Origin of the sequence: Pelagovum pacificum, assembly GCF_016134045.1 — a bacterium.
Classification (GTDB): domain Bacteria; phylum Pseudomonadota; class Alphaproteobacteria; order Rhodobacterales; family Rhodobacteraceae; genus Oceanicola; species Oceanicola pacificus_A.
Window position 1 is genome coordinate 3,115,085 of the sequence record NZ_CP065915.1, and the last position, 23,389, is coordinate 3,138,473.

At 67.3% G+C, this 23,389-nt stretch carries 26 protein-coding genes; 12 read left to right on the plus strand and 14 right to left on the minus strand.

All coding sequences use genetic code 11. The annotated features are described in order from the left end of the window. Positions 1 to 199: 199 nt before the first annotated feature. Both panC and panB read left to right on the plus strand, forming a co-directional pair. Positions 200 to 1,060 (plus strand): pantoate--beta-alanine ligase, encoded by an 861-nt coding sequence (gene panC, locus I8N54_RS15205; protein ID WP_140196013.1) that lies wholly within the window; start codon positions 200 to 202, stop codon positions 1,058 to 1,060. After that, positions 1,057 to 1,869 (plus strand): 3-methyl-2-oxobutanoate hydroxymethyltransferase, encoded by an 813-nt coding sequence (panB, locus tag I8N54_RS15210; protein ID WP_140196015.1) that lies wholly within the window; start codon positions 1,057 to 1,059, stop codon positions 1,867 to 1,869. The genes panC and panB overlap by 4 nt, the downstream gene beginning before the upstream one ends. Positions 1,870 to 2,242: 373 nt before the next feature. Here panB and I8N54_RS15215 read toward each other — a convergent pair whose 3' ends face one another. The 3 genes from I8N54_RS15215 to I8N54_RS15225 are packed head-to-tail and all read right to left on the minus strand — an operon-like array spanning position 2,243 to position 3,147. After that, a complete protein-coding gene (locus tag I8N54_RS15215; protein ID WP_140196016.1) occupies positions 2,243 to 2,752 on the minus strand; it encodes a pyridoxamine 5'-phosphate oxidase family protein in 510 nt (169 codons plus the stop codon). Beyond that, positions 2,752 to 2,949 (minus strand): CsbD family protein, encoded by a 198-nt coding sequence (locus I8N54_RS15220; protein WP_140196019.1) that lies wholly within the window; start codon positions 2,947 to 2,949, stop codon positions 2,752 to 2,754. Before I8N54_RS15220 ends, I8N54_RS15215 begins: the two co-directional genes overlap by 1 nt. A 36-nt stretch (positions 2,950 to 2,985) precedes the next feature. Then, positions 2,986 to 3,147: a DUF1328 domain-containing protein gene (locus I8N54_RS15225; RefSeq protein WP_140196021.1), complete on the minus strand. Its 162-nt coding sequence runs from the start codon at positions 3,145 to 3,147 to the stop codon at positions 2,986 to 2,988. Positions 3,148 to 3,415: 268 nt separating this feature from the next. Here I8N54_RS15225 and I8N54_RS15230 point away from each other — a divergent pair, with 268 nt between their 5' ends. Genes I8N54_RS15230 through I8N54_RS15240 form a run of 3 tightly spaced genes read left to right on the plus strand, consistent with a single transcriptional unit; the run spans position 3,416 to position 5,142 of the window. Further along, a complete protein-coding gene (locus tag I8N54_RS15230) occupies positions 3,416 to 3,913 on the plus strand; it encodes an SH3 domain-containing protein (protein ID WP_140196023.1) in 498 nt (165 codons plus the stop codon). Positions 3,914 to 3,940: 27 nt separating this feature from the next. Beyond that, on the plus strand, positions 3,941 to 4,849 hold the full coding sequence (locus I8N54_RS15235) for a cation diffusion facilitator family transporter (protein WP_140196025.1): 909 nt from the start codon (positions 3,941 to 3,943) through the stop codon (positions 4,847 to 4,849). Positions 4,850 to 4,905: 56 nt separating this feature from the next. After that, positions 4,906 to 5,142 (plus strand): hypothetical protein, encoded by a 237-nt coding sequence (locus I8N54_RS15240; protein WP_140196027.1) that lies wholly within the window; start codon positions 4,906 to 4,908, stop codon positions 5,140 to 5,142. Between the two features lie 158 nt (positions 5,143 to 5,300). Here the strand turns inward: I8N54_RS15240 and I8N54_RS15245 are convergent, their stop codons facing one another. The 9 genes from I8N54_RS15245 to I8N54_RS15285 form a co-directional block, all read right to left on the minus strand. Further along, positions 5,301 to 7,325 carry a M3 family metallopeptidase gene (locus I8N54_RS15245; RefSeq protein ID WP_140196029.1) on the minus strand — a complete coding sequence of 675 codons (2,025 nt, stop codon included), beginning with the start codon at positions 7,323 to 7,325 and terminating at the stop codon, positions 5,301 to 5,303. A 303-nt stretch (positions 7,326 to 7,628) separates the two neighbouring features. After that, on the minus strand, positions 7,629 to 8,003 hold the full coding sequence (locus tag I8N54_RS15250) for a VOC family protein (RefSeq protein WP_140196031.1): 375 nt from the start codon (positions 8,001 to 8,003) through the stop codon (positions 7,629 to 7,631). A gap of 13 nt (positions 8,004 to 8,016) precedes the next feature. Next, the gene (locus I8N54_RS15255; protein ID WP_197097628.1) at positions 8,017 to 8,604 is read right to left on the minus strand and encodes a sigma factor; all 588 of its coding nucleotides are present in this window, start codon (positions 8,602 to 8,604) and stop codon (positions 8,017 to 8,019) included. Continuing rightward, complete coding sequence (locus tag I8N54_RS15260; protein ID WP_140196035.1) at positions 8,601 to 9,392, minus strand: amino acid ABC transporter permease; 792 nt, start codon at positions 9,390 to 9,392, stop codon at positions 8,601 to 8,603. The genes I8N54_RS15255 and I8N54_RS15260 overlap by 4 nt, the downstream gene beginning before the upstream one ends. Before the next feature lie 109 nt (positions 9,393 to 9,501). Further along, positions 9,502 to 10,293 carry a transporter substrate-binding domain-containing protein gene (locus I8N54_RS15265; protein WP_140196037.1) on the minus strand — a complete coding sequence of 264 codons (792 nt, stop codon included), beginning with the start codon at positions 10,291 to 10,293 and terminating at the stop codon, positions 9,502 to 9,504. 195 nt (positions 10,294 to 10,488) lie between these two features. Further along, a complete protein-coding gene (locus I8N54_RS15270) occupies positions 10,489 to 11,535 on the minus strand; it encodes a HesA/MoeB/ThiF family protein (protein WP_140196039.1) in 1,047 nt (348 codons plus the stop codon). Then, on the minus strand, positions 11,532 to 11,996 hold the full coding sequence (gene dut / locus I8N54_RS15275; protein ID WP_140196041.1) for a dUTP diphosphatase: 465 nt from the start codon (positions 11,994 to 11,996) through the stop codon (positions 11,532 to 11,534). The genes I8N54_RS15270 and dut overlap by 4 nt, the downstream gene beginning before the upstream one ends. Continuing rightward, entirely contained in the window at positions 11,996 to 13,201 is a 1,206-nt protein-coding gene (gene coaBC / locus I8N54_RS15280; RefSeq protein ID WP_140196043.1) for a bifunctional phosphopantothenoylcysteine decarboxylase/phosphopantothenate--cysteine ligase CoaBC, read from the minus strand. Before coaBC ends, dut begins: the two co-directional genes overlap by 1 nt. Before the next feature lie 77 nt (positions 13,202 to 13,278). Then, a complete protein-coding gene (locus I8N54_RS15285; protein ID WP_140196045.1) occupies positions 13,279 to 14,157 on the minus strand; it encodes an RNA polymerase factor sigma-32 in 879 nt (292 codons plus the stop codon). A gap of 99 nt (positions 14,158 to 14,256) precedes the next feature. Between I8N54_RS15285 and cobU the strand changes: the two genes are divergently transcribed. From cobU to I8N54_RS15300, 3 genes are all read left to right on the plus strand, one after another. Beyond that, a complete protein-coding gene (gene cobU, locus I8N54_RS15290) occupies positions 14,257 to 14,763 on the plus strand; it encodes a bifunctional adenosylcobinamide kinase/adenosylcobinamide-phosphate guanylyltransferase (RefSeq protein ID WP_140196047.1) in 507 nt (168 codons plus the stop codon). After that, positions 14,760 to 15,332, plus strand: a complete 573-nt coding sequence (locus tag I8N54_RS15295; protein WP_140196049.1) for a histidine phosphatase family protein — start codon at positions 14,760 to 14,762, stop codon at positions 15,330 to 15,332. The genes cobU and I8N54_RS15295 overlap by 4 nt, the downstream gene beginning before the upstream one ends. An 88-nt stretch (positions 15,333 to 15,420) precedes the next feature. Then, positions 15,421 to 16,935: a YifB family Mg chelatase-like AAA ATPase gene (locus tag I8N54_RS15300; protein WP_140196051.1), complete on the plus strand. Its 1,515-nt coding sequence runs from the start codon at positions 15,421 to 15,423 to the stop codon at positions 16,933 to 16,935. A 180-nt stretch (positions 16,936 to 17,115) separates the two neighbouring features. Here I8N54_RS15300 and I8N54_RS15305 read toward each other — a convergent pair whose 3' ends face one another. Beyond that, positions 17,116 to 18,333, minus strand: coding sequence for a urate hydroxylase PuuD (locus I8N54_RS15305; RefSeq protein ID WP_140196053.1), 1,218 nt, complete (start codon positions 18,331 to 18,333; stop codon positions 17,116 to 17,118). Between the two features lie 74 nt (positions 18,334 to 18,407). Beyond that, positions 18,408 to 18,764, minus strand: a complete 357-nt coding sequence (gene uraH / locus I8N54_RS15310) for a hydroxyisourate hydrolase (protein ID WP_140196055.1) — start codon at positions 18,762 to 18,764, stop codon at positions 18,408 to 18,410. A gap of 180 nt (positions 18,765 to 18,944) precedes the next feature. Here uraH and I8N54_RS15315 point away from each other — a divergent pair, with 180 nt between their 5' ends. From I8N54_RS15315 to I8N54_RS15330, 4 genes are all read left to right on the plus strand, one after another. Further along, positions 18,945 to 20,363, plus strand: coding sequence for a uracil-xanthine permease family protein (locus I8N54_RS15315; protein ID WP_140196057.1), 1,419 nt, complete (start codon positions 18,945 to 18,947; stop codon positions 20,361 to 20,363). Positions 20,364 to 20,449: 86 nt separating this feature from the next. Further along, positions 20,450 to 21,862: an allantoinase PuuE gene (puuE, locus tag I8N54_RS15320; protein WP_140196059.1), complete on the plus strand. Its 1,413-nt coding sequence runs from the start codon at positions 20,450 to 20,452 to the stop codon at positions 21,860 to 21,862. Between the two features lie 17 nt (positions 21,863 to 21,879). Next, the gene (gene alc / locus I8N54_RS15325) at positions 21,880 to 22,899 is read left to right on the plus strand and encodes an allantoicase (protein WP_140196061.1); all 1,020 of its coding nucleotides are present in this window, start codon (positions 21,880 to 21,882) and stop codon (positions 22,897 to 22,899) included. Beyond that, entirely contained in the window at positions 22,896 to 23,384 is a 489-nt protein-coding gene (locus I8N54_RS15330) for an ureidoglycolate lyase (protein ID WP_140196063.1), read from the plus strand. The genes alc and I8N54_RS15330 overlap by 4 nt, the downstream gene beginning before the upstream one ends. The last annotated feature ends 5 nt before the right edge of the window (positions 23,385 to 23,389 follow it).

A 23,389-nucleotide genomic window follows, 5' to 3' on the forward strand; every position in this document is an offset into this window, starting at 1 on the left:
GCAAATGTGCTGCCTTCATGGCGCATTCGGCGCTGCGCTTGCGAAAGCCTTTCGACCGATCAACGCCGGAAAGCGACACGCGGACAGGAGGTTCGCCCGCGCGGAGCGTGTCAGGTCAGCCCGGCGCGCTGCCGTTGCCCCCCGTCGCGCACCGCACTAGATACGGGGGCGCGCGCGTGCCGAGACAGGGGAGCTCCGCTTGAAGATCTGCCGGACCATCGAGGAGATGCGCGAGACGCTCGCGAACTATCGCCGCGCGGGCGAAAGCATCGGCCTCGTCACCACCATGGGCGCGCTGCACGAGGGGCACATCGCGCTGGTCCATGCCGCACGGGAGCGGCACGCACGTGTCGCGACGACGATCTTCGTCAACCCGACCCAGTTCGGGGAGGCCGCCGACCTCGCCGCATACCCGAGGACCGAGGCGCAGGACCTCGAGATGTTCGAGGCCGCCGGTGTCGATGTCGTGCTGTTGCCGCAGGTCGACGAGATCTATCCCGACGGCGAGGAGACGATCGTCGAGACGACCAGCCTGGGCAACATGCTTCACGGCGCGGTGCGGCCTGGTCATTTCCGGGGCGTGACCACGGTGGTGACGAAGCTCTTCAACATCGTCCGGCCCGATGCCGCCTACTTCGGCGAGAAGGATTACCAGCAACTCGCCGTGATCCGGCGGATGACCGGCGACCTGCTGTTCGGGATCGACATCGTCGGCGTGCCAACGGTGCGCGAGGCGGACGGGCTGGCAATGTCGTCGCGCAATGCGCGCCTGTCGCCCGAGGATCGCGACGCCGCGCCGGTGCTGAACCGCGCGCTTGAGGCGGCACAGGCAATCGCGCTGCCGGGCGTGCCGGTGGAGGAGATCGCCCGCACCATTCGCGACACGGTTGCAGCGGAACCCCGCGCGAGGCTGGAGGGGCTCGACATGGTCGATCCCGCCACCTTCCGCCCCATCATCACCGGCCCGCTCGACGGGCCTGTCGGGATCATGATCTCGGCCCGTTTCGGACAGGGGGACCACGCGGTCCTCCTCATCGACCAGAGGGAGATACACCCATGAGCACCCAGGCCCCCGTCCGCCGCACGACCGTGCCCCAGATCGCCAAGCGCAAGGGCGGCGATCCGATCGTCTCGCTGACCTCCTACCACGCGCACACGGCCGCGATCGTCGACCGGCACGCAGATTTCATTCTCGTCGGCGACTCGCTCGGCATGGTGATGCACGGGATGGAGACGACTGTCGGCGTGCCGCTGGATCTGATGATCATGCACGGCCGCGCCGTGGTGCGCGGCACGCAGCGGGCGCTGATCGTGGTCGACATGCCGTTCGGCACCTACGAGGAAAGCCCGAACGTCGCGTTCCGCAATGCCGCGAAGATCATGAAGGAAACCGGCTGCGGCGCGGTGAAGCTCGAAGGCGGCATGCGGATGGCCGAGACGATCCGCTTCCTCACCGAGCGCGGCATCCCGGTCATGGCCCACACCGGCCTGACCCCGCAATCGAGCCACGTGATGGGGGGCTTCCGCACGCAGGGCCGTGACGAGGACACGTGGGGCGAGCACCTCGAAGACGCGAGAGCGGTGGCCCTGGCCGGGGCCTTCGCCGTCGTGCTCGAAGGGATGGTGGAGCCGCTGGCGGCCAAGATCACCCGCGAGATCGACATCCCCACCATCGGCATCGGTGCGAGTGCGGAGTGCGACGGCCAGATCCTCGTGCTGGAGGACATGCTGGGGCTGAACCCGAACAAACCGCCTAAGTTCGTGAAGGTCTACGGCGAGCTCGGCAGCATGATCGAGAAGGCCGTGTCGGACTATGCCGACGACGTCCGCTCCCGCAGCTTTCCGGGCGAAGACCAGGTCTATCGCTGAGGGGCCGCTCCAAGTCGTTGCAATTTCGAGAATTTCTGCTATTGTTTCCGATACAGACCCCAAAAAATCGGGGCAGTCAGGACGAGCAGTATGTCTGGAAAAACCATCGCAGCGCTTTGCTGCGCAATCATGATGTCCGCATGTGCGGCCACATCTAGCGAAGTCATCTCGAGCCGGAACAACATGTCGCCGGTCTTCGTGGTGAACCCGAACGAGGCGTCGGGGCGCTAGGCGAGGTCACGACGCGAGTCGCACCGCCCCCGCCGTCGCGGCGGGGCTGGTCGGGCTGTGTCCGATCGGCAGTCGGACAACTTTCACCGACACATGAAAAAGGGCGCCGAAGCGCCCTCTTCCGAAATCATGTGACTGCGGCTCAGGCCGCGGTTTTCCAGTTCAGAACCCGATGCTCGCCGAGGTCGGCGGTCTCTTCGGTCATGTTCGCCTTGGCGATCTGGAACGCGAAGCGTACCGGGTTGCCGCTGGTCGCCCAGACGGACGCATCTTCGATGGAAAAGCGTAGAAGACAGACATTGTCGTCTTCCCGGCCATCTTCGAACCATGCCGCCGCGATCGGCGACCACAGCTCGTCGAGCTTGGCCTTGTCGTTGCTCATCTCCATCGTCCCGCGAACGCACGCGTAGTAGTCGTGGTCCTTCCCGGTGAACGTGAAATGTGCGGTCGCGCCCGGTGACAGCGTACGAACGAGGTCCGTTTCTTTCGACGAGATGAACCACAGGTCGCCCGTGTCACGATCGGAGTAGGCGGTCATCGGCTGCATGTGCTGACCGGTGCCGTCCACCCCGAGCATGCCGGCGCGGATGCGGTCCAGCTCATCGAAAAGCTGCCCTTTCGCGTCGTCGAGAATACGGTTGGTATCGGCCATCAGTGACGTTCAATCCATTCGTCGACTTCGCGTTCGGCTTCTTCCTTGGACTTGCCGTAACGCTCCTGAACAAGGCCCGCGAGCTTGGTGCGGTTGCCTTCAGCGACGTCGAGGTCGTCGTCGGTCAGCTTGCCCCACTGGGACTGTGCCTGACCTTTGAGTTGCTTCCAGTTGCCTTGTACCTGATCCCAGTTCATGGCGATCTCCTTTCTTGGTTTAGTCAACGTTCGTAGTCAGTTGCGCAGCACCCGCAGGATCAGCGACCCGACGAACAACACGAGGAACACGAAGAACAGAACCTGTGCGACGCCTGCCGAAGCAGCGGAGACGCTGCCGAAACCGAACAGCGCGGCGATGAGCGCAACCAACAGGAAAGTAAGTGCCCATCCGATCATGACGGGAGTTCCTTTCTTGTAAGTAGCAGCGTTGTCAGAAGAACACGCGGCGGCCTTGGCGGTTCCCGCAGTTCAGGACCGGATCACGCTGTTGGCATCCCTCCGCCGAGGCGGCCGATCGCGGCACCCCGACAACACACCGGCGCCGCCTCACGGGCCGTTGCCGCAGACCTCTTCACCTCGATCCGCAGGTCTGGCACTGTGTCTGCAAGAGGCGCCGACAGAACCGAGCGCTTCGCAAAAAGAGGCAGTTTCGGGAATTCCGAGCATGATCCGTCTGGCAACCCTCGTCGGCGCCCTCGCCCTGTGCGCAACCACGCTTCACGCGCAGGCGCAGGAGATAGGCTCCGCAACACATCTCCCCCTCCCGCGATACGTGTCGCTGAAGGCGAGCGAAGGAAACCTGCGCCGCGGGCCATCGCTGTCGCATCGTATCGACTGGGTGCTGACCCGTCGCAACATGCCGCTTCAGGTGACAGCGGAGTACGGTCACTGGCGCCGCGTCGTCGACCGCGACGGTGTCGGCGGCTGGCTGCATTACTCGCTGATTTCCGGCGTGCGCACTGCGATCGTCGATGACGAGATGCTGACCCTGCACACCCGCGAAGACCCGGATGCGCCGGTCGCCGCGATGCTCGAGCGTGGCGTCGTGGCGAAGATCGACAGCTGCACGCGCGACTGGTGCCGGCTGTCCGCCGGAGGTTACCGGGGCTGGGCGCCCAAGGGTCATTTCTGGGGCGTCGACGAGGACGAAGTCCTCGACTGACTCCCGGCCCGACGCTAAGGGGCTGGCATGGACGAAAAGACTCAGAAGAGACTGAACCTCTCGGCGGGGATCATGTCGTCGTCGGTGGCGATGATCCTTGTCGTCGCCAAGCTCTGGGCGCTCGGCCAGACCTCCGCGCTGTCGATCGCGGCGACACTCGCCGACAGCGCGCTGGACCTGCTGATGTCGCTCGGCGGGCTGGCGGCCATCGCCTATGCCGCGCGTCCGCCCGATGACGACCATGCGTTCGGCCACACCTCGGCCGAGGATCTCGCCGCGCTCGGCCAGTCGGTTCTGATCCTTGTCTCCGCCGCCGTGATCGCGGTCGCCGCGACGCTGCGCCTGCTGTCCGATGCGCCGGCCGAGCTCGCCGCCGAAGGCCAGGGCATCGTGGTGATGATCCTGTCGATCGTGCTGACGGCCGGCCTCGTGCTGTGGCAGGCGCGGGTGGCGCGCCGGACCGGCAACCGCGTCGTGGCCGCCGACCGGCTGCACTATCTCGGCGACCTGATCCCCAACGTCGGCGCGATAATTGCGCTCGCGGCCTCCGGACTGTTCGGGCTCGGCCGGATCGACAGCGTCGTCGCGCTGGGCGCGGCCGCCCTGCTGGCGGTCGGGGCCATCAACATCGGCCGCGAAGCCTGGAACGCGCTGATGGACCGGTCCGCCGACGACGAGACGATCGCGGGGATCGGAGAGATCGCCGCCGCCCACCCGGGTGTCGAGGGCTACCACGACCTCAAGACGCGCGTCGCCGGCAGCCGCATCTTCGTGAACCTTCATATCGAGCTCGACGGCGGCCAGACCCTCGACGAAGCTCACTCGATCGGAGCGGCCCTGCGCCGGGCGATCATCGCGAAATATCCGAGGGCCGATGTGCTGATCCACAAGGACCCGGTCGGTGTCGAACCTCACCCGGACGACCCCCGCCGCTGACCCGGAACGGGAGCGGCAGGCGGCGCGTTCATTTTGCAGCAGGAGACGAGGACATCATGGCCACGACCGATACACTTGAGGGGCGTCTACTCGCCCAGCGGAAACTGCTCGCGCGGATCGTCGCGGCGCTGAAGTCCGACGAGCTCGACAAGTTCCTGTCCGACCGGGATCACTACGACGGACACGAGGAAGACCCGGGCTCCGACCCGGACGGGTCCTACGCGCTCGAGGCCGCGCTCGCCGACGAGCTGCGGTTGCTCTCCGAAGAAGTCGCGCGCCTGCGAAAGGGCTGACCGCCCCTTCTTTGGGCCTTCAAATATTCTCGGGGGTGAATTGGCCGAAGGCCAAGAGGGGGCAGACAGCCCCCTCCTCGCAACAGCCTGGATCCGCTTTACCGGTCGACGGGCCGGCGGGCGGGGCGATGGCGCAGCCGAGCGGCGCCTGCCGGGGCTCAGGCCCCGACCAGCCCCCGCCCCTTGAGAAGGGCCTCGACGCCCGGCATCCGTCCCCGGAACTTAACGTAAAGATCGCTCGCTTCGTCGGAGCCGCCCGCGGACAGGATCGTTTCCTCCAGCTTCTTCGCCGTTTCCGGATCGAAGGCGCCACCGGCTTCCTTGAAGGCGTCGAAGGCGTCGGCATCCATCACTTCCGACCACATGTAGCTGTAGTAGCCGCAGGAATAGCCGTCGCCCGAGAAGACATGCGCGAAGTGCGGAGTCGCGTGGCGCATGGCGATCGCGTGGGGCATGCCCATCTCCGACAGCACTTCCGCCTGGCGCTGCATCGGGTCGGCCGGTGCCTCGCCCATGTGGAACTCGAGGTCCACCATCGCCGAGGCGACGTATTCCACCGTCTGGAAGCCCATGTCGTAGGTCGACGCCTCAAGCACCTTGTCGAGCATCTCCTTGGGCATCGGCTCGCCCGTCTCGGCGTGGGTGGCGAACTCCTCCAGCACTTCCGGCACTTCCAGCCAGTGTTCGTACAGCTGGCTCGGCAGTTCGACGAAGTCCCGCGCGACCGAGGTGCCCGAGATCGACCCGTAGGTGACATCGGACAGCATCTGGTGCAGCGCGTGGCCGAACTCGTGGAACAGCGTGCGCGCGTCGTCGTAGGACAGGAGCGCAGGCTCCCCCTCGCCCGGCTTGGCGAAGTTGCAGACGTTCATCACCAGCGGCCGCACTTCGCCGTCCAGCTTCGACTGGTCGCGCATCGTGGTGCACCACGCGCCCGAGCGTTTCGAGCCGCGGGCGAAATAGTCGCCGATGAACAACGCCATGTGCCGTCCGTCGCGCGTCACGTTCCAGGCCCGGCAGTCCGGGTGGTAGAGCGGCACGTCCGCCGCCTCGAACTCCAGCCCGAACAGGCGGTTGGCGCAGGTGAAGGCGGCCTCGATCATCCGGTCGAGTTGCAGGTACGGCTTCAGCGCGGTGTCATCGAGGTCGTGGTCCGCCTTGCGGCGCTTTTCGGAATAATAGTGCCAGTCCCACGGCTCGAGAGGCCCGGCCTCGCCATCGGCATGGAGCATGGCGGTCAGCCGCACTTCATCCTCGAGCGCGCGCGCCTTGGCGGGCTCCCACACCTTGGTGAGCAACTCGCGAACCGCCGCGGGCGTACCGGCCATCTCCGTCTCGAGCTTGTAGTCGGCGAACGTATCGTAGCCGAGCAGCTCCGCCCGCTCTTCCCGCAGGCCGAGGATCTCGCCCGCGATGTCGCGGTTGTCCGTCTCGCCCCCACGCGCGCCGCGAGAGGTGAAGGCCTCCCACGCGCGCCGCCGCAGATCGCGCAGCGGCGAGAACTGCAGGAACGGCGTGATGAGCGAGCGGGACGTCGTGATGATCGGGCCGTCGACGCCCTTTTCCTTGCCGGCTGACCGCGCGGCCGTGACGAGGTAGGACGGCAGCCCTTCGAGCTCGGCCTCGTCGAGTTCCATGAACCAGCTGCGCTCGTCCGCCAGCAAGTTCTGCGTGAAGGAGGTGCCGAGCACGGAGAGCCGCGACTTGACCTGCCGCAGACGGTCCTCGGTCACGCCTTCGAGCGACGCGCCCGCACGCACGAAGCCACGCCGCGTCAGCATCAGCACCCGAGCCTGCTCATCCGTGAGGTCGAGCTCGTCCCGCTGATCCCACAGCGTCTCGACCCGCGCGAAGAGCTTCTTGTCGGCATAGATGTCGGAGGAATAGGCCGAGAGTTTAGGCGACACGTCCCGCATGAGCGCCTCGCGCTCGGGCGTGCTGTCGGCGGAGGAGATCCCGTAGAAACAGCCGAGCACCGCATCGAGCCGTTTGCCTGCCCGCTCCAGCGCCTCGATCGTGTTGGCGAAGGTCGGCGCCTCGTCCTGACCCGAGATCGCGGCGATCTCGGCACGCCCCTCCTCCATGGCCGCATCGATCGCGGGGCCGAAGTGCGCGTCCTCGATCGTCTCGAAGGGCGGCAGGCCGTAGGGGGTATCCCAGTCCTGAAGCAGGGGGTTGGTCATGTGGGGGTCTCCTTTCGCCGCCGACCCTATGCCTCAAAGGGGCGGAAGGCCATGCCCGGGCGGTGTGGAGGATTTGTGTGACCGTTGGCGAGACTCTTGCTGTGCCTGGGTGGCGGGGGGTGCGCTTTCCCCTCACCCTGCCCTCTCCCCCGGGGGGAGAGGGTTTCTGTTGCGTTTGGGTGGCGGGGGGTGCGTCTTCCCCTCACCCTTCCCTCTCCCCCGGGGGGAGAGGGTTCCTGTTGCGTTTGGGTGGCGGGTTCGCGTCGGGTGCGCGCTCGATGCGCACCCGACCCGACCGCGACACTACCTCGGCAGCTCACCGCTCTGGTAGATCGACACGATATGCCCGTCGGGATCGGTGACCTCGGCCGACCAGCCGCCCGGCGCGTGGCTCACCGGGGTCATCAGCGCCGCACCCTGCGTGAGCAGCCCGTCGAGCACCGCGTCGATGCCCCCGTCGGCGAGGTCGAAAACGATCATCGGACAATTGCCCGCCTTCACCTCGCCCTCGAAGAACAGCAGGTCGACGCCGCCCGCCGTCGGCGCAGTGAGGAAGGCATGTCCGCCATCCTCCACGCGCATGACCTCGAGGCCAACGCCATCGCGCCAGAAAACCTCCGTCCGGTCGAGGTCGGAGACGTAGTAGAAGATGTTCGTGATCTTGTGTTGGCCCAGCATGACTAAACTCCTTTCAGCCGTCCGTACTGTCCTGTTGCCGCGGACTTAGCTGTCGTGAGGCCGCGATGACAAAAACGTGCCCGTCCGGATCGTGACTGGCGAACCGCGCCTCCGGACGGTGGCCGAGGGCGGTCTTCAGCGCCGGCCGCAGCCGGCCGCCGGCGCCGTCGCATCCCCTGGGCCACGGGCGGGCGCCAAGCTCGCGGCGCAGGGCGGCGAGCCGCTGGCGCAGGGCCGTGTCGGAAATGCCGAGCAGCCAGCGCACTTCTTCCCGGCTGGCACCGGCGACGGCGAGCCGGGCGACACGGGCGAGGGCCGGCGGCAGCGGCGGCAGGGCGTCACTCTCGACCTCGTCCGCCGGCCCAACGGGCAGAGACGCCGCTTCCCTCGAATGGCGGCGCGCGGCACTGCGCGCGGCCATCCGGGCGCGATTGCGGATCACGCCGGCGATCCACGGCAGGTCCCCGGCCGAGAGCCGGCCCGCGCCAATCGCGGTGACGAGGGCGTCCTGCAGCAGATCCTCCGCCTCGTCAGGGTCGCGAGACCAGCGCCGCGCGACGCCGAGCAGGCGGGTTCGCGCGGCGGCGGTCAGGGCGCTCACGGATCCCGCCTCAGTCGCCGTTCGAGCCGGCGCAGCAGGATCGACAGGGTGATCGTCATGCAGAGGTAAAGGAAGGCCACAACGTTGTAGGTCTCGAAATACCGGAAGTTGCCGGCTGCCGTGACCTTGCCGAGCTGCGTGATGTCGGTCACGCCGAGCACCGAAACCAGCGAGGAATCCTTGATCATCGCGACGAAATCGTTGCCGAGCGGCGGCAGCACGCGCCGGAAGGCCTGCGGAAAGACGATGTGGCGGAACTTGTGCCAGGGCGTCAAACCGAGCGCTTCCGCGGCCTCGGTCTGGCCCTTGTCAATACTCTGGAGCCCGGCGCGGAAAACCTCCGCGATGAAGGCGGAATAGCCGATGGTGAGCGCGATGATCGCGCGCCACATCAGGCTGAAATCGCGGGTCCGGATCGGCTCGAGCCCGACGGTGTCGAGCACGGTGTTCCACGCCGCGACGAGCGCGGGGGCCAGAACGAAGGCCACGTAGAGCAGCAGCACCAGGATCGGCACGCCGCGCACCACCTCGATGTAGAAGCGTGCGATCTGACGCAGCCAGCGGAACTTCGACAGCGAGGCGACGGCCAGGCCGAGGCCGAGCAGGCTCGCCAGCGTGAAGCCGACCAGCGTGACGAAGATCGTGATCTGCACGCCGCGCGACAGGGTGTCCAGAACCTGGCTGTAGAGGTCGTCCGACAGGATGCGCCAGAGAAACCAGCCGCCCAGAAGGACGACGAGCACCAGCCACCAGGGGAAATCTTTGCGGTCGTCTTCGGCCGTTCTCATGCGGCGCGGACCGGCGGCGGCGCGCCGTCCTCCCCGGTCCGTGCCAGGGCGGGGCGCAGCGCCCCCCGCCCTGTCGACGTGTCACGCAACATTGGTGAACGGTCGGGGATCACTCGCCCATCTTGTAGTCGAGGAACCACTTGGTGTTCAGCGCGTCCAGCGTGCCGTCCGCTTCCATCGCGGCGATCGCGGCATTCATCGGCTCGACGAGGTCGGAGCCCTGCGGGAAGATGAAACCGAAATCCTCGGTGCCGAGCGGCTCGCCGACGATCTTCAGCTCGCCTTCGGAGCTTTCGACGTAGCCTTCACCGGCGGTGCCGTCGGTCAGGACCAGGTCGACATCGCCGGTGCGCAGCGCCTGCACGCCCGCGCCGAAGGTTTCGAACAGGACGATGCGGGGGTTGGCCTCGTCACCATCGAGCATGTCGTAGACCGCAACGTAGAACGGCGTGGTGCCGGGCTGCGCGGCGACGAGCAGGTCCTCGTCGGCGGCGAAGCTCTCGGCATCGGTGAACCGGTCCTCATCGCCACGGACGAGCATGACCATCTCGCTCGTCATGTATCTGTCGGAGAAGTCGACGACCTCGGCCCGGTCCTCGCGGATGGTGATGCCGGTCATGCCCATGTCGTACTGGCCTTCGGAGACGGCCGGGATCATCGCATCCCAGCTCGTGTTCTCGTAGGTGACCTCGATATTCAGGCGCTCGGCGATCTCGGCCATCGCGTCGTATTCCCAGCCGATCGCCTCACCGGACTCGGGGTCGATGAATTGCAGCGGCGGATAGGCGTTCTCGGTCACCACGACGACTTCGCGGCCCTCGAGGTCCGGCAGGTCCTGGGCGACGACGGCAGTGGCGGAAAGCAGCGCGGCGGCCGCGGCGGCGGTGAAGGTAAGACGCATGGGTCAGGCTCCCGTTAGATGCGGACCCGAGTATGGCCACCGCCGCGACGAGGGCAAGCACCATCCAGAAGGTCGCCGCGAGGGCCGGACGCGATCCCTGTCATCTGGCCGGAAATACCTCCGGGGTCCGGGGCAGAGCCCCGGCGTGTCGGCGCGCGCAGCGCGACGACACCGACAAGAGTGTCGCCCCCATCCTCACACGGCGCGACCACCGCACACCGGGCAATCCGCCCGCCGCTTCAGCCCGATGATCCGCGTCTCCCCGTAAAGCGAATCGTAGATCATCAGACGGCCGCGCAGGCTTTCTCCTGCATCGGTCAGCAGTTTCACGGCCTCGACCGCCATCATGGAGCCGACGACCCCCGGCAAGGGCGACAGCACCCCGGCCTCCGCACAGGACGGCGCGAGCGACGGATCGGGCGCCTCCGGGAAGACGCAGGCGTAGCAGGGCGCGCCGGAGGCCGGATCCCAGACGGAGATCTGCCCCTCCCACTGGGTCAGTGCCGCGCCGATCACCGGAATGCCCCGCGCTGCCGCCGTAAGGTTCACCAGATACCGGGTGTCGAAATTGTCCGATCCTTCGAGGATCAGGTCGTAGTCACCGAACAGGTCCCCCGCGATGTCGTCCGTCAGCCTCCGGTTATAGGGCCGGACCGTTACGAAAGGATTGAGGGCGAGCATCGCCTCCTGCGCAGAGAAGACCTTGGCGGTGCCGATGGCCGCGTCGCGGTGGATCACCTGTCGTTGCAGGTTGGAGCTGTCGACGCTGTCATCGTCGATCACGCCGATCGTCCCGACCCCCGCCCCGGCGAGGTAGAGCAGCGCGGGAGAGCCCAGCCCCCCTGCCCCGACGACCAGCACCCGCGACTGTTTCAGCGCCTTCTGGCCGGGACCGCCGATCTCTCGCAGTACCATGTGACGGGCATAGCGGTTCAGCTCGGTCTCGCTGAAGGTGCCGGTCCGTTCGGGCTCGGCAGGCTCGGGCACCTGCGCCTTGGAGCGGACCCAGAGCAGGAAGCGACGGTAGCCCATGACGAGGACGGCGAAGGCGAGCAGCAGCAGCCAGAGTGCCGGCGACCCGCCCGTCGCCTCGCGCAGCGCGTGGCCGTCGGGCAGCGCGACCTGGATCGCGAGCACGGCCACAAGCAGCAGGCCGATCATCGTCCAGCGCGCCGAGCGTGGAGCCTTCATCACGACACCGACGCCCCAGAGCGTGGCCGCCATGACGAGGACGACGATCACGCGCCGCGTCCCGTGGAGCCGAAGCCGCCCTCGCCCCGGACCGTGTCGTCGAGCGTCTCGACGACCCCGAAGCTGCCGCGCACGACCGGTGCGACGACGAACTGCGCGATCCGGTCGCCGTGGTCGATATGGAAGGACTCGGTCCCGGTGTTCAGCAGGATGATCCCGACCGGTCCGCGATAATCGCTGTCGATGGTGCCCGGCGTGTTCGGCAACGTGATGCCGTGTTTCAGCGCGAGGCCGGAGCGCGGACGGACCTGCACTTCGTACCCTTCCGGAATCGCCATCGCGAAACCGGCCGGGATCAGGGCGCGCCCGCCGGCCGGCAGGGTCACGCCGGCGCGCTCGTTCTCGGGGAAGTTGGCGCGGACGTCGGCACCAGCCGCACCCTCGGTCTGGTAGACGGGGAGCGGCACATCGCGATCGGCCCCGTCGAGCCAGCGGATCGAAATCGCCACCATCAGCGCGACACCGGGCCGAGTGCTTCGGCGATCTTCGCGGCAAGCTTTCGGGCGACCTGATCCTTGCCCATGCGGGGCCAGGCGTCGGCGCCGTCGTCGCTGATGAGGGTGACCATGTTCTCCTGTCCGCCCATGATGCCGGTCGCGGGCGAGACGTCGTTGGCGACGATCCAGTCGCAACCTTTCCGCGCCCTCTTTGCCGTGGCGTTGGCGAGCACGTCGTCGGTTTCCGCCGCGAAGCCGACGACGAGGCCGGGGCGACCTTCGCGGAGCGCCGAGACGTCGGCGAGAATGTCCGGGTTCTCCGCGAATTGCAGTGTCGGCAGGCTGTCGGGGGTCTTCTTGATCTTGCCGGTCGCGGGCTGTTCCACACGCCAGTCCGCGACGGCGGCCGCGAAGACGGCGGCATCAGCAGGCAAGGCGTCCATCACCGCGGCGCGCATTTCGGCGGCCGTGTCGACCTTCACCACTTTCACGCCTTTCGGCGGCGGCACTTCGGCCGGGCCGGTGACGAAGATCACCTCCGCCCCCAGTCCCGCCAGCGCATCGCCGAGCGCCGCGCCCTGCGCGCCGGAGGACCGATTGGCGATGTAGCGCACCGGGTCGATCGGCTCGTGCGTGGGGCCGGACGTCACGACGATGCGCCGTCCCGCGAGGGGGCCGGAGGCGAGTGCCTTGCCGATCGCATCGACAATCTCCAGCGGTTCGGCCATGCGGCCGGGACCGTATTCGCCGCAGGCCATGTCGCCTTCGTTCGGGCCGACGGACAGGACACCGTCCGCCGCGAGCGTGCGGATGTTGCGCTGCGTCGCGGGGTGCTCCCACATGCGGACATTCATGGAGGGTGCGATCAGCACCCGCTTGTCGGTCGCCAGCAGGAGCGTCGACGCGAGGTCGTCGGCCTGCCCGGTCGCCATCTTCGCCATCAGGTCCGCCGTCGCAGGTGCAACGACGAGCAGGTCGGCGGCGCGGGACAGCTCGATATGTCCCATCTCCGCTTCCTTGGTGAGATCGAAGAGCTCGGAATAGACCTCGCGCCCGGCCAGCGCCGAGACGGACAACGGCGTCACGAATTGCGAGGCCGCGCGCGTCAACACCGGCGTGACCTCTGCGCCCCGCTCGCGCAGGCGCCGGATCAGGTCCAGCGCCTTGTAGGCGGCGATGCCGCCGCCGATGATCAGCAGGATATGTCGGCCTGAAAGCATGTGCCCGCCTCTGGTGCCTCGTTCCGGCGAAAGCTATTCCGCCGGAGACGGGTTCTCAAGGGACGGGCCGACTTCGGTCAGCCGAGGAAGTGCATCACTTCGCGCGATTCCGTCTCGAGCATCTTGCGCATCTTGCCGAAGGCGGCGGCCTCGAGCTGGCGCACGCGCTCTTTCGACAGGCCAAGCTCGTCACCGAGCGACTCGAGCGTGCGGGGATCGTCGCGCAGCTTGCGCTCGCGGACGATGAAGCGCTCGCGGTCGTTGAGCGCGGTCAGCGCGGTCAACAGCCACTGGCGGAGCGTCTCGGTGTCGTGCGTATGCTCGACCTGCTGGGACGCCTGCTCACCGCTGTCCTCGAGCGCGTCGATCCATTCGCGGCTCTCTTCCTCGCTCGATTGCGGGGCGTTGAGCGAGTAGTCCGAGCCGGAAAGCCGACCTTCCATCATCTCTACATCGTGCAGCGGCACACCGACTTCCGCGGCGATCATGCGGCGGAGTTCCTGCCGGTCGACGACCTGACCGCTCGCGGCGGCTTCGCGCTCCAGCCGGGCCTGCACACGGCGCAGATTGAAGAACAGCGATTTCTGGGAAGAGGTGGAGCCGGTCCGAACCATCGACCAGTTCCGCATCACGTAGTCCTGGATCGACGCCTTGATCCACCAGACCGCGTACGTCGAGAAGCGGACACCCCGGTCGGGGTCGAACTTGTCCGCCGCCTTCATCAGCCCGAGCGACGCTTCCTGGATCAGATCGTTCATCGGGGCGCCGTAGCGGCGGAACTTGCCGGCCATCGAAATCGCGAGCCGCATGTAGGCGGTGATCAGGCGGTGGAGCGCCTGTTCGTCACGGTGATCACGCCAGGCGTAGGCGAGGGAAAGCTCCGTTTCGGCGTCCAGCAGTTCGGCCTGCATCGCCTTGCGGGACATCGTCTGATCTGAGAAAGCTGCGACTGCCATGGAAATCCCCCGGGGTTCATTGGTCTCGCGTATCGGCTCTTATTGAGGAGGATACGTCTTGTTAATGCACTCGGATCACCATTGGTTTCATAGGTCGCCTTGCTAAATCTCACACTTGTTCTAGGCGGCGCCGCCTCCGGCAAGTCTTCACACGCTGAAATGCTGGTCCGCGAGAGTGGCCGTTCGCGGGTCTATCTCGCCACGGCGCAGGCGTTCGACACTGAAATGAAACAGAAAATCGAAGAGCATCGCTTGGCGCGCGGCGACGGCTGGACGACGGTCGAAGAGCCGCTCGAGATCGCGCCGGCCCTTGCCTCGGTCGATGCTGAAAAAATCATCCTTCTCGACTGCGCGACGCTCTGGCTCGGCAATTATCAGCTTGCCGGGAACGACCCGGCGGAGGCCCCGGAGGTCTTCGCCGAGGCACTCGGCCATGCCCGGGCGCCGGTCGTCGTCGTTTCGAACGAGGTCGGCCAGGGTATCGTCCCGGCGGACGCGATGAGCCGCGCCTTCCGCAACGCGCAGGGGCGGCTCAACCAGCGGGTCGCCGCGATGGCCGACCGCGTCGTCTTCGTCACCGCCGGATTGCCGCAGGTTCTGAAGTGAAGCTGTTCTGGGTTCGTCACGGGCCGACCCACCAGAAGGCCTTCACCGGGCATCGCGACGTGCCGGCGGACCTCTCGGATACGGCGAAGGTCGAACGGCTGTCCGCTTTCCTGCCTGCGGAGGCGGTCGTCGTGTCCTCCGACCTGCAGCGCGCGGTGTCGACCGCCGACGCGATCTGCGCCGGGCGGCGGCGGCTGTCACATCGCCCGGCTCTGCGGGAGTTCGACTTCGGTGTCTGGGACGGCCTGACCTTTGATGAGGTCGCGGCCCGCGACCCCGAGCTGTCGCGCCGGTTCTGGGAGGTCCCCGGCGATGCCGCCCCGCCGGGGGGCGAAAGCTGGAACACCCTGCTCGACCGGGTCACGGCGGAAACCGATCGTCTGATCGCCGAAGCCGATGGACGTGACATCGTGATCGTCGCGCATATCGGCGTCATCATGATGGCGATCCAGCGCGCCGCCGCCTGCGCGCCGACCGAGGCGATGTCTCACGAGATCGCCCCCCTGTCGGTGACTGAGACGATGCTGGATGCAGGATGGAGCCTCGGGCGGGTCAATCACCAGCCGTGACAGGGCCCGCCTGCCACGGCCGCGCATCGGTTAACCAAGCTGAAACCAAGCCGCGCTAAGCCGAGCCGAGTCAACTCGGAGGCGGTACATGGTCTCGACGGCCAATACCGTCGCGTTCGTCGGGATCGAGGCGGTCCCTGTGGAGGTTCAGTGCGCGGTCACGGCCGGGATGCCCGCCTTCGCCATCGTCGGCCTGCCGGACAAGGCGGTGTCGGAGGCGCGGGAACGCGTGCGCGCCGCGCTGGAGGCCTTGTCCATCGCGATGCCGCCCCGGCGGATCACCGTGAACCTCTCGCCAGCAGACCTGCCGAAGGTCGGCTCGCATTTCGACTTGCCGATCGCGCTCGCCGTTCTGGCGGAGATCGACATCATCCCGAAGGACGAGGTCGCGGAGTACACGGCACTGGGGGAACTGGCGCTCGACGGGCGGCTGGTGCCGGTGACGGGGGCGCTGCCGGCTGCGCTGACCGCCGCCAGCGAGGATCACGCCCTGCTTTGCCCGGCCGACTGCGGGGCGGAAGCCGCCTGGGTCGGCGGCTGCGACGTCTTTGCACCCGACTCGATCACCGCCGCGATCCGCCACTTCACCGGTGAGGCGCCGCTCGCCGCGGCGACGCCGGGCGAGATCGCAACCACCGGGCACGTGCGTGACCTTGCCGAGGTTAAGGGGCAGGAACGCGCAAAACGCGCGCTCGAAATCGCGGCGGCGGGGCGGCACCACATGCTGATGATCGGCACGCCGGGGTCGGGCAAGTCGATGCTCGCCGCCCGCATTCCCGGCATCCTGCCGCCGCTCTCGGCGGCGGAGGCGCTCGAGACTTCGATGATCCATTCGCTGGCGGGCACCCTCGACAAGGGCGGGATCCGGCGCGAGCGCCCGTTCCGCGAGCCGCATCACACGGCGTCGATGGCCGCGGTCGTCGGCGGCGGCCGCACCGCGCAACCGGGCGAGATCAGCCTCGCCCACAACGGGGTGCTATTTCTCGACGAGTTTCCGGAGTTCCCCCGAACAGTCCTAGAGACGCTGCGTCAGCCGATCGAAACCGGGGAAGTCGTGGTCGCGCGGGCCAACGCCCATGTCCGCTATCCCTGCCGGTTCATGCTCGTCGCTGCCGCCAACCCCTGTCGCTGCGGCTACCTCAGCGATGCCGCGCGGGCCTGCGGCCGTGCGCCGGCCTGCGGCGAGGACTACCTCGGCCGGATCTCGGGGCCGCTGATGGACCGGTTCGATCTGCGGGTCGAGGTGCCGCCGGTGTCCTACGCGGACCTCGATCTGCCTGCGGGGGGCGAGAGTTCCGCCGGCATCGCAGCGCGCGTGGCGGCTGCGCGCGCCGTTCAGGCCGAGCGGTTCGCGAACCATCCAGGGGTCACGGTGAACGCCGACGCGGCCGGCAGCCTGCTGGACGAGATCGCGGCACCAGACGAGGAGGGCCGGGCATTCCTGGCCCGCGTGGCGGAGCGGTTCAGCCTGACCGCGCGCGGCTATCACAGGGTGATGCGCGTGGCGCGGACGATCGCGGACCTCGAAGGAGAGGCGCGCGTCTCGCGGCCTCACGTGGCCGAGGCCGTGTCGTTCAGGTTGCTGTCGGTGAAGGAGGGGTGAGGTGGGAACTGGGCGCACTGCTTCCGTAACCGTATCCTCTTCCCCTCACCCTGCCCTCTCCCCCGAGGGGAGAGGGTTGTTGTGTCGCGGGATGTCGGATGATGTGCTCCGCTCCCACTTCTCGGAACCGAAGCCCTCTTCCCTCGGGGGAGAGGGTTGGGTGAGGGGAAAGAACGCCCGTCAGCTCCCCTGCCCGGCCCTGTACCAGCGCACGATCGCCGCGCGGTCCTCGACCGTCATGTAGGAGTGGCGCGGCGGGGGCATCGCGTCACTGAGACCGGCCTGAAGGTAGATCCGCCGCGCCTGGTTGGCGATCTGCGCGGCGTTCTCGAACTTCACGCCGCGCGGGGCGACCGGGATCGCCTCGAGCCCCGGCTCGGCATTGTGGCACATGGTGCAATGCCCGTTCACGATGTCATGCACCTCGTCGAAGCCGTCTGCGGCCGCGAAACGCTCTCCGGCGCGGGTCATCGCGGTCTCGTCCTCCCAGCTGTCGGCGGGGGGCCACGAGAACCAGACGATCAGGACGAAGAGCGCCGCCGTCACCGCCCAGGTCCACCACAGCATCTCGCCCCGGGCATGCATCGTGTTGAAGAAATGACGGATCGTGACGCCCATCAGGAACACGAGCGCGGCAATGATCCAGTTCCACTCCGACGCGAAGGCCATCGGGTAGTGGTTGGACAGCATCAGGAACAGGACCGGGAGCGTGAGGTAGTTGTTGTGGGTCGAGCGCTGCTTGGCAATCTTGCCGTACTTGGAGTCCGGCGTCCGGCCCGCCTTGAGGTCCGCCACGACGATTTTCTGGTTCGGGATGATGATGAGAAAGACGTTCGCCGACATGATCGTCGCGGTGAAGGCGCCGAGGTGCAGCAGCGCGGCGCGGCCCGAGAAGACCTGCGTGTAGCCCCAAGCCATGATGACGAGGATAACGTAGAGCCCGATCATCAGCCGCGTGTTGTCCTCGCCGAACTTCGATTTGCAGATCAGGTCGTACATCACCCAGCCGAGCCCGAGCGACAGCAGCGAAATGATGACCGCCTGCCAGACGGCGAGATCGGCGACCTCCGGGTCGACGAGATAGAGGTCACCGCCGATGTAATAGACGAGGCACAGCATCGCGAAGCCCGACAGCCAGGTCGCGTAGCTTTCCCATTTGAACCAGGTCAGGTGCTCGGGAAGGTTCTCCGGCGCGACGAGGTATTTCTGGATGTGGTAGAAGCCGCCGCCGTGGACCTGCCATTCCTCACCATCCGCCGGACCGGGAATGTTGCGGTTGAGGCCGAGGTCCAGCGCGATGAAGTAGAAGGACGAGCCGATCCAGGCGATCGCCGTGATGACGTGGACCCAGCGGACCGCGAACTCGACCCAGTGCATCGCGAAGGCCCAGTCGAACATGAATTACTCTCCGTGGTTCAGAGTATCGGGCGGCGACAGCACCGCGTTGCGATGAATGATCCGCGCACCGGCCATCAGCTGCCCCGGTAGGTCGAATAGCTGTAGGGCGAGAGCAGGAGCGGCACGTGGTAGTGCGCCTCCGGATCGGACATGCCGAAGCGGATCGGCACCTGGTCGAGGAACAGCGGCTCGTCTCCGGCAAGCCCGGCGCCGCGCAGGTAGTCCCCGGCCTCGAACAGGATTTCATAGGTGCCCGTCGCGAAGGCGTCCGCCGGCAAGAGCGGCGCATCCGTCCGCCCGTCCGCATTGGTCACTGCTTCGGCCACCCTCGTCCGTCCCTCGCCCTCGATCCGGAAAAGAGTCACCCGCAGGCCCGCCGCCGGAACCCCGCGTGCGGCGTCCAGCACGTGCGTCGTCAAAAATCCGCTCATCTCGCCCCCGTATTAATCCGGCCGCCCAGAAAAGCGGCAAAACAATCGCCCGACCGGTCCCGCACCGGCGGATCGGACATCGCGCTGACTTTCCTGAACTACAGCGCTCCCGCAAGACTGGCAAACGCGGACGACGTCATTCGTGGGGACATGGCGCGCCGTTATCCGGGAGAACGCGAGATGGCTGACACGTCGATCGGCACGCCAGAGCAACTGAGGGATCCGAACTATACGCCGGCACTGCACAAGGCCATTCCGCTCGGCATCCAGCACGTCATGGCGATGTTCATCGCCAACGTGACGCCGGCGATCATCGTGGCCGGCGCGGCGGGCTTCGGGTTCGGGTCGGACTCGGCGGACTTTCCGCAGCTTCTCTACATGATCCAGATGTCGATGCTGTTCGCCGGCATCGCGACGCTGATCCAGACGATCGGGGTCGGACCGGTCGGGGCAAGGCTGCCCATCGTGCAAGGCACGAGCTTCGCCTTCGTGCCGATCATGATCCCGCTGGTCGCGGGCAAGGGCGTCGACGGGCTCGCTGCGCTGTTCACCGGCGTGCTGATCGGGGGCATCTTTCACGGCTGCCTCGGCTTCTTCATCGGTCGCATCCGCTTCGCCCTGCCGCCGCTGGTCACGGGGCTGGTCGTCACGATGATCGGCCTCGCGCTCGTTCAGGTCGGCATCCAGTATTCGGCGGGCGGCGTTCCGGCGATCGGAACGCCGGAATACGGCAGCCTGGCCAACTGGTCGGCGGCGCTGATCGTGATCGTGGTGACGCTGGCGCTCAAGTTCTTCGCGCCGGGCATGTGGTCGATCTCGTCGGTGCTGATCGGCATCGCCGCGGGCTACGTCTGGGCGATCGTCATCGGCATCCTGCCGGTTGGCTCCATCGGGGCGAGCTGGACCAACGCGGCCACCTTCTCGCTGCCCGATCCGTTCCGCTTCGGGTTCGAGTTGAGCTTCGCCGCGATCCTCGGTTTCTGCCTCATGGCTTTCGTGTCGGCGGTGGAGACGGTCGGCGATGTGTCCGGCATCACCAAGGGCGGGGCCGGGCGCGAGGCGACCGAAGAGGAGATCACCGGCGCGACCTTCGCGGATGGTATCGGCACGGCGCTCGCCGGGGCGTTCGGCGCGCTGCCCAACACCTCCTTCAGCCAGAACGTCGGACTGATCGCGATGACCGGCGTGATGAGCCGACACGTCGTCACGGTGGGCGGCATTTTCCTCATCATCTGCGGTCTCATGCCGAAGGTCGGCGGAATCATCCGCACGATTCCGATCGAAGTGCTGGGCGGCGCGGTCGTGGTGATGTTCGGCATGGTCGTCGCCTCGGGCATCTCGATGCTGTCGGACGTGAAGTGGGACCGGCGCAACATGGTGATCTTCGCCATCTCGATCTCGCTCGGCCTCGGCCTGCAGCTGGAACCGGGGGCGCTCGGAAAGCTGCCCGACACGGCGCAGATCCTGCTGACCTCGGGCCTGCTGCCGGCGGCAGGGCTGGCGATCGTGCTGAACCTCGTGCTGCCGCAGCCACTGTCGGACGTGTCTACGGACGAGATTTCGGGCGGCCTGTCGGGACAGGGCACGCCGGCGGAATGACGGAGCCCGGCGGGGCCGCGTGACGGCGGCGGGGCGCGACACGGTCGTGCCTTGCCAGTCCGTGCGGCGGGCCGCAGGATAAGCGCATGCAGAGATATCCCCGCGACACCTATGGATACGGTCCGAACGCGCCCGATCCCCAGTGGCCCGGCGGCGCGAAGGTCGCCGTCCAGCTCGTCCTGAATTACGAGGAAGGCGGCGAGAACTCGCCCCTTCACGGCGACACCCACTCCGAGGCGTTCCTGTCCGACATCGCCGGGGCGCAACCTTGGCCCCGGCGGCACTGGAACATGGAATCGATCTACGATTACGGCGCCCGCGCGGGGTTCTGGCGCTTGCACCGGGCGTTCACCGAACGCGAGCTGCCGATCACGGTCTACGGCGTCGCGACGGCACTTGCCCGCAGCCCCGCGCAGGTCGAGGCGATGCAGCAGGCGGACTGGGAGATCGCGTCCCACGGCTACAAGTGGATCGAGCACAAGGACATGGCGGAGAGCGAGGAGCGCAAGGCCATTGCCGAGGCGATCCGGCTCCATACCGAAGTCGTCGGCGAAGCGCCGCGCGGGTGGTACACCGGGCGCTGTTCGGAAAACACGGTCAGGCTCGTCGCGGAAACGGGGCAGTTCGACTACGTCTCCGACACTTACGACGACGACCTGCCGCACTGGATGGAATTCGGCGACCGCGACCAGCTCATCATTCCCTACACGCTCGAAGCCAACGACATGCGGTTCGCCACTGCCCCCGGCTGGGTGACGGGTCAGGATTTCGGGCAGTACCTCTGCGATGCCTATGACGTGCTTCTTGCCGAGGGCGAGGCGGGCCGGCCGAAGATGATGAGCGTCGGGCTGCACTGCCGCCTGATCGGACGGCCCGGCAAGCTGGCGGGGTTGCTGCGCTTCCTCGACCATGTCGCCGAACGCGGCGGTGGCTGGTTCGCGACCCGTCTCGAGATCGCGGAGCATTGGGCCAGGCTCCATCCCCACACCCGCTTCGAGCGGCCGTCGCGGATGGACCGGGACACATTCGTCGCAGCCTACGGCAGCATCTTCGAACATTCGCCCTGGATCGCGGAGCGGGCGCACGCGCTTGAACTCGGCCCCGCGCACGACACGGCGGTCGGCCTGCACAGCGCGCTGACCCGGATGTTCCGCTCCGCCAGCGAGGACGAGCGGCTCGGCGTGCTGAAGGCGCACCCGGACCTCGCCGGCAAGCTGGCCGCCGCCAAGCGCCTGACGGCGGAGAGCACGTCGGAGCAGGCGAGCGCCGGGCTCGACGCGCTGACGGATGCGGAACGCGCCACCTTCGAGCGGCTGAACGACGCCTACGTCGAGAAGAACGACTTCCCCTTCATCATCGCGGTGCGCGACCACGACAAGGCCGGAATCCTGAAGCAATTCGAGGCCCGCCTTGCCAACGATACCGCAACCGAGTTCAACACGGCCTGCAAGCAGGTCGAGAGAATCGCGCGCCTGCGCCTTGATTCCCTGTTGTCCTGAACTGATTCGAGCCCCGAATGCCGACGATCGAAAGCCTGAACCCCGACGTTCCCCTGTTTGCCCGCACGGGCATCAACCTCGCTTCCGCCGGACTGGGCGCCCTGCCCGTCTCCGCCACGGACGAGTTCTTCGCGCCGCTGTCGCGGATGCTGTCCGACGCGCCGCCGATCTTCATCCCCGACAAGTTCGACGAGAACGGTAAGTGGATGGACGGCTGGGAGACCCGGCGACGCCGCGACGGCGGCCATGACGAGGCGGTGATCCGTCTCGCCGCGCCGGGGCGGATCCTCGGCTTCAACGTGGACACCTCCCACTTCACCGGCAACTTCGCGCCTGCCGTCTCGATCGAGGCCTGCGGCCCGCTCGACGGCGATCCCGGCCCGGATGCGAAGTGGGTGACGATCCTGCCATACAAGCCGCTCGGCGCGTCGGCCCATCACTACTTCAAGTGCCAGAACTTCGATCTCTACAGCCACTTGCGAATCTCGATCTACCCGGACGGCGGCGTTGCCCGGCTGCGCGTCTTCGGCGTGCCCGAACTCGACCAGGAAAACGCCAAGGGCGAGATCGACCTCGCCTCGGCGCTGAACGGCGGTCGGGTGCTCGCCTTCTCGGACGCGCATTACGGCGACTACCAGCGGCTGCTCGCGCCCGGTCGCGGGCTGAACATGGGAGACGGCTGGGAGACCCGTCGCCGCCGGGAGCCCGGCTACGACTGGATCGTCATCGCGCTCGGCGCGCGGGGGCGGATCGTGAAATCGGTGATCGACACCTGCTTCTTCAAGGGCAACTACCCGGACATCGCGTGGATCCAGGCCGCCGACATGGGCCATTTCGGCGATGGCCTCGCCGATGCGCTGGTCACCGACTCGATGTTCTGGAAGGAGCTGCTGCCGCGCCAGAAGCTCAGCCCGGACGCGGAACATTCCTACCGGGACGAGATCAACGACATCGGCCCGGTGACGCACGTCCGCTTCAACATTCAACCCGATGGCGGTGTATCGCGGCTTCGCCTGTTCGGCACGCTGTCGCGATGACCCGGGAGATCGAGCTCCGCCCGCTGACCGCAACGGCGTTCGCGCCGTTCGGCGACGTGCTGGAGCCCGATGGCCAGCCAGACAAGATGATCAACGAGGGCAACTGCGGCCGTTTCCACGACCGCGCGCGCCTGTTCTTCGGGCCGGGCGGAGAAGCCGGGATCTCGATCTTCGACGCGGGGGCGCGAGAGCTGCCCTACCGCTTCGACCTCGTGGAGCGCCACCCGCTCGGCTCGCAGGCGTTCCTGCCGATGGGCGGGACGAGGTCGATCTTCATCGTCTGCCCGGACGAGGACGGCGTGCCGGGCGCGCCGCTCGCCTTCCTCGGCAACGCGGGCCAGGGCGTGAACATCCTCGCCAACACCTGGCACGGCGTCTGCACGCCGCTGGACGATCGCGGCGTCTACGCCGTGGTCGACTGGATCGGGTCGGAACCGAACCTACAGGAATACCGCTTCGACGCGGCCTGGACCGTCGTTGGCTGAGGCGG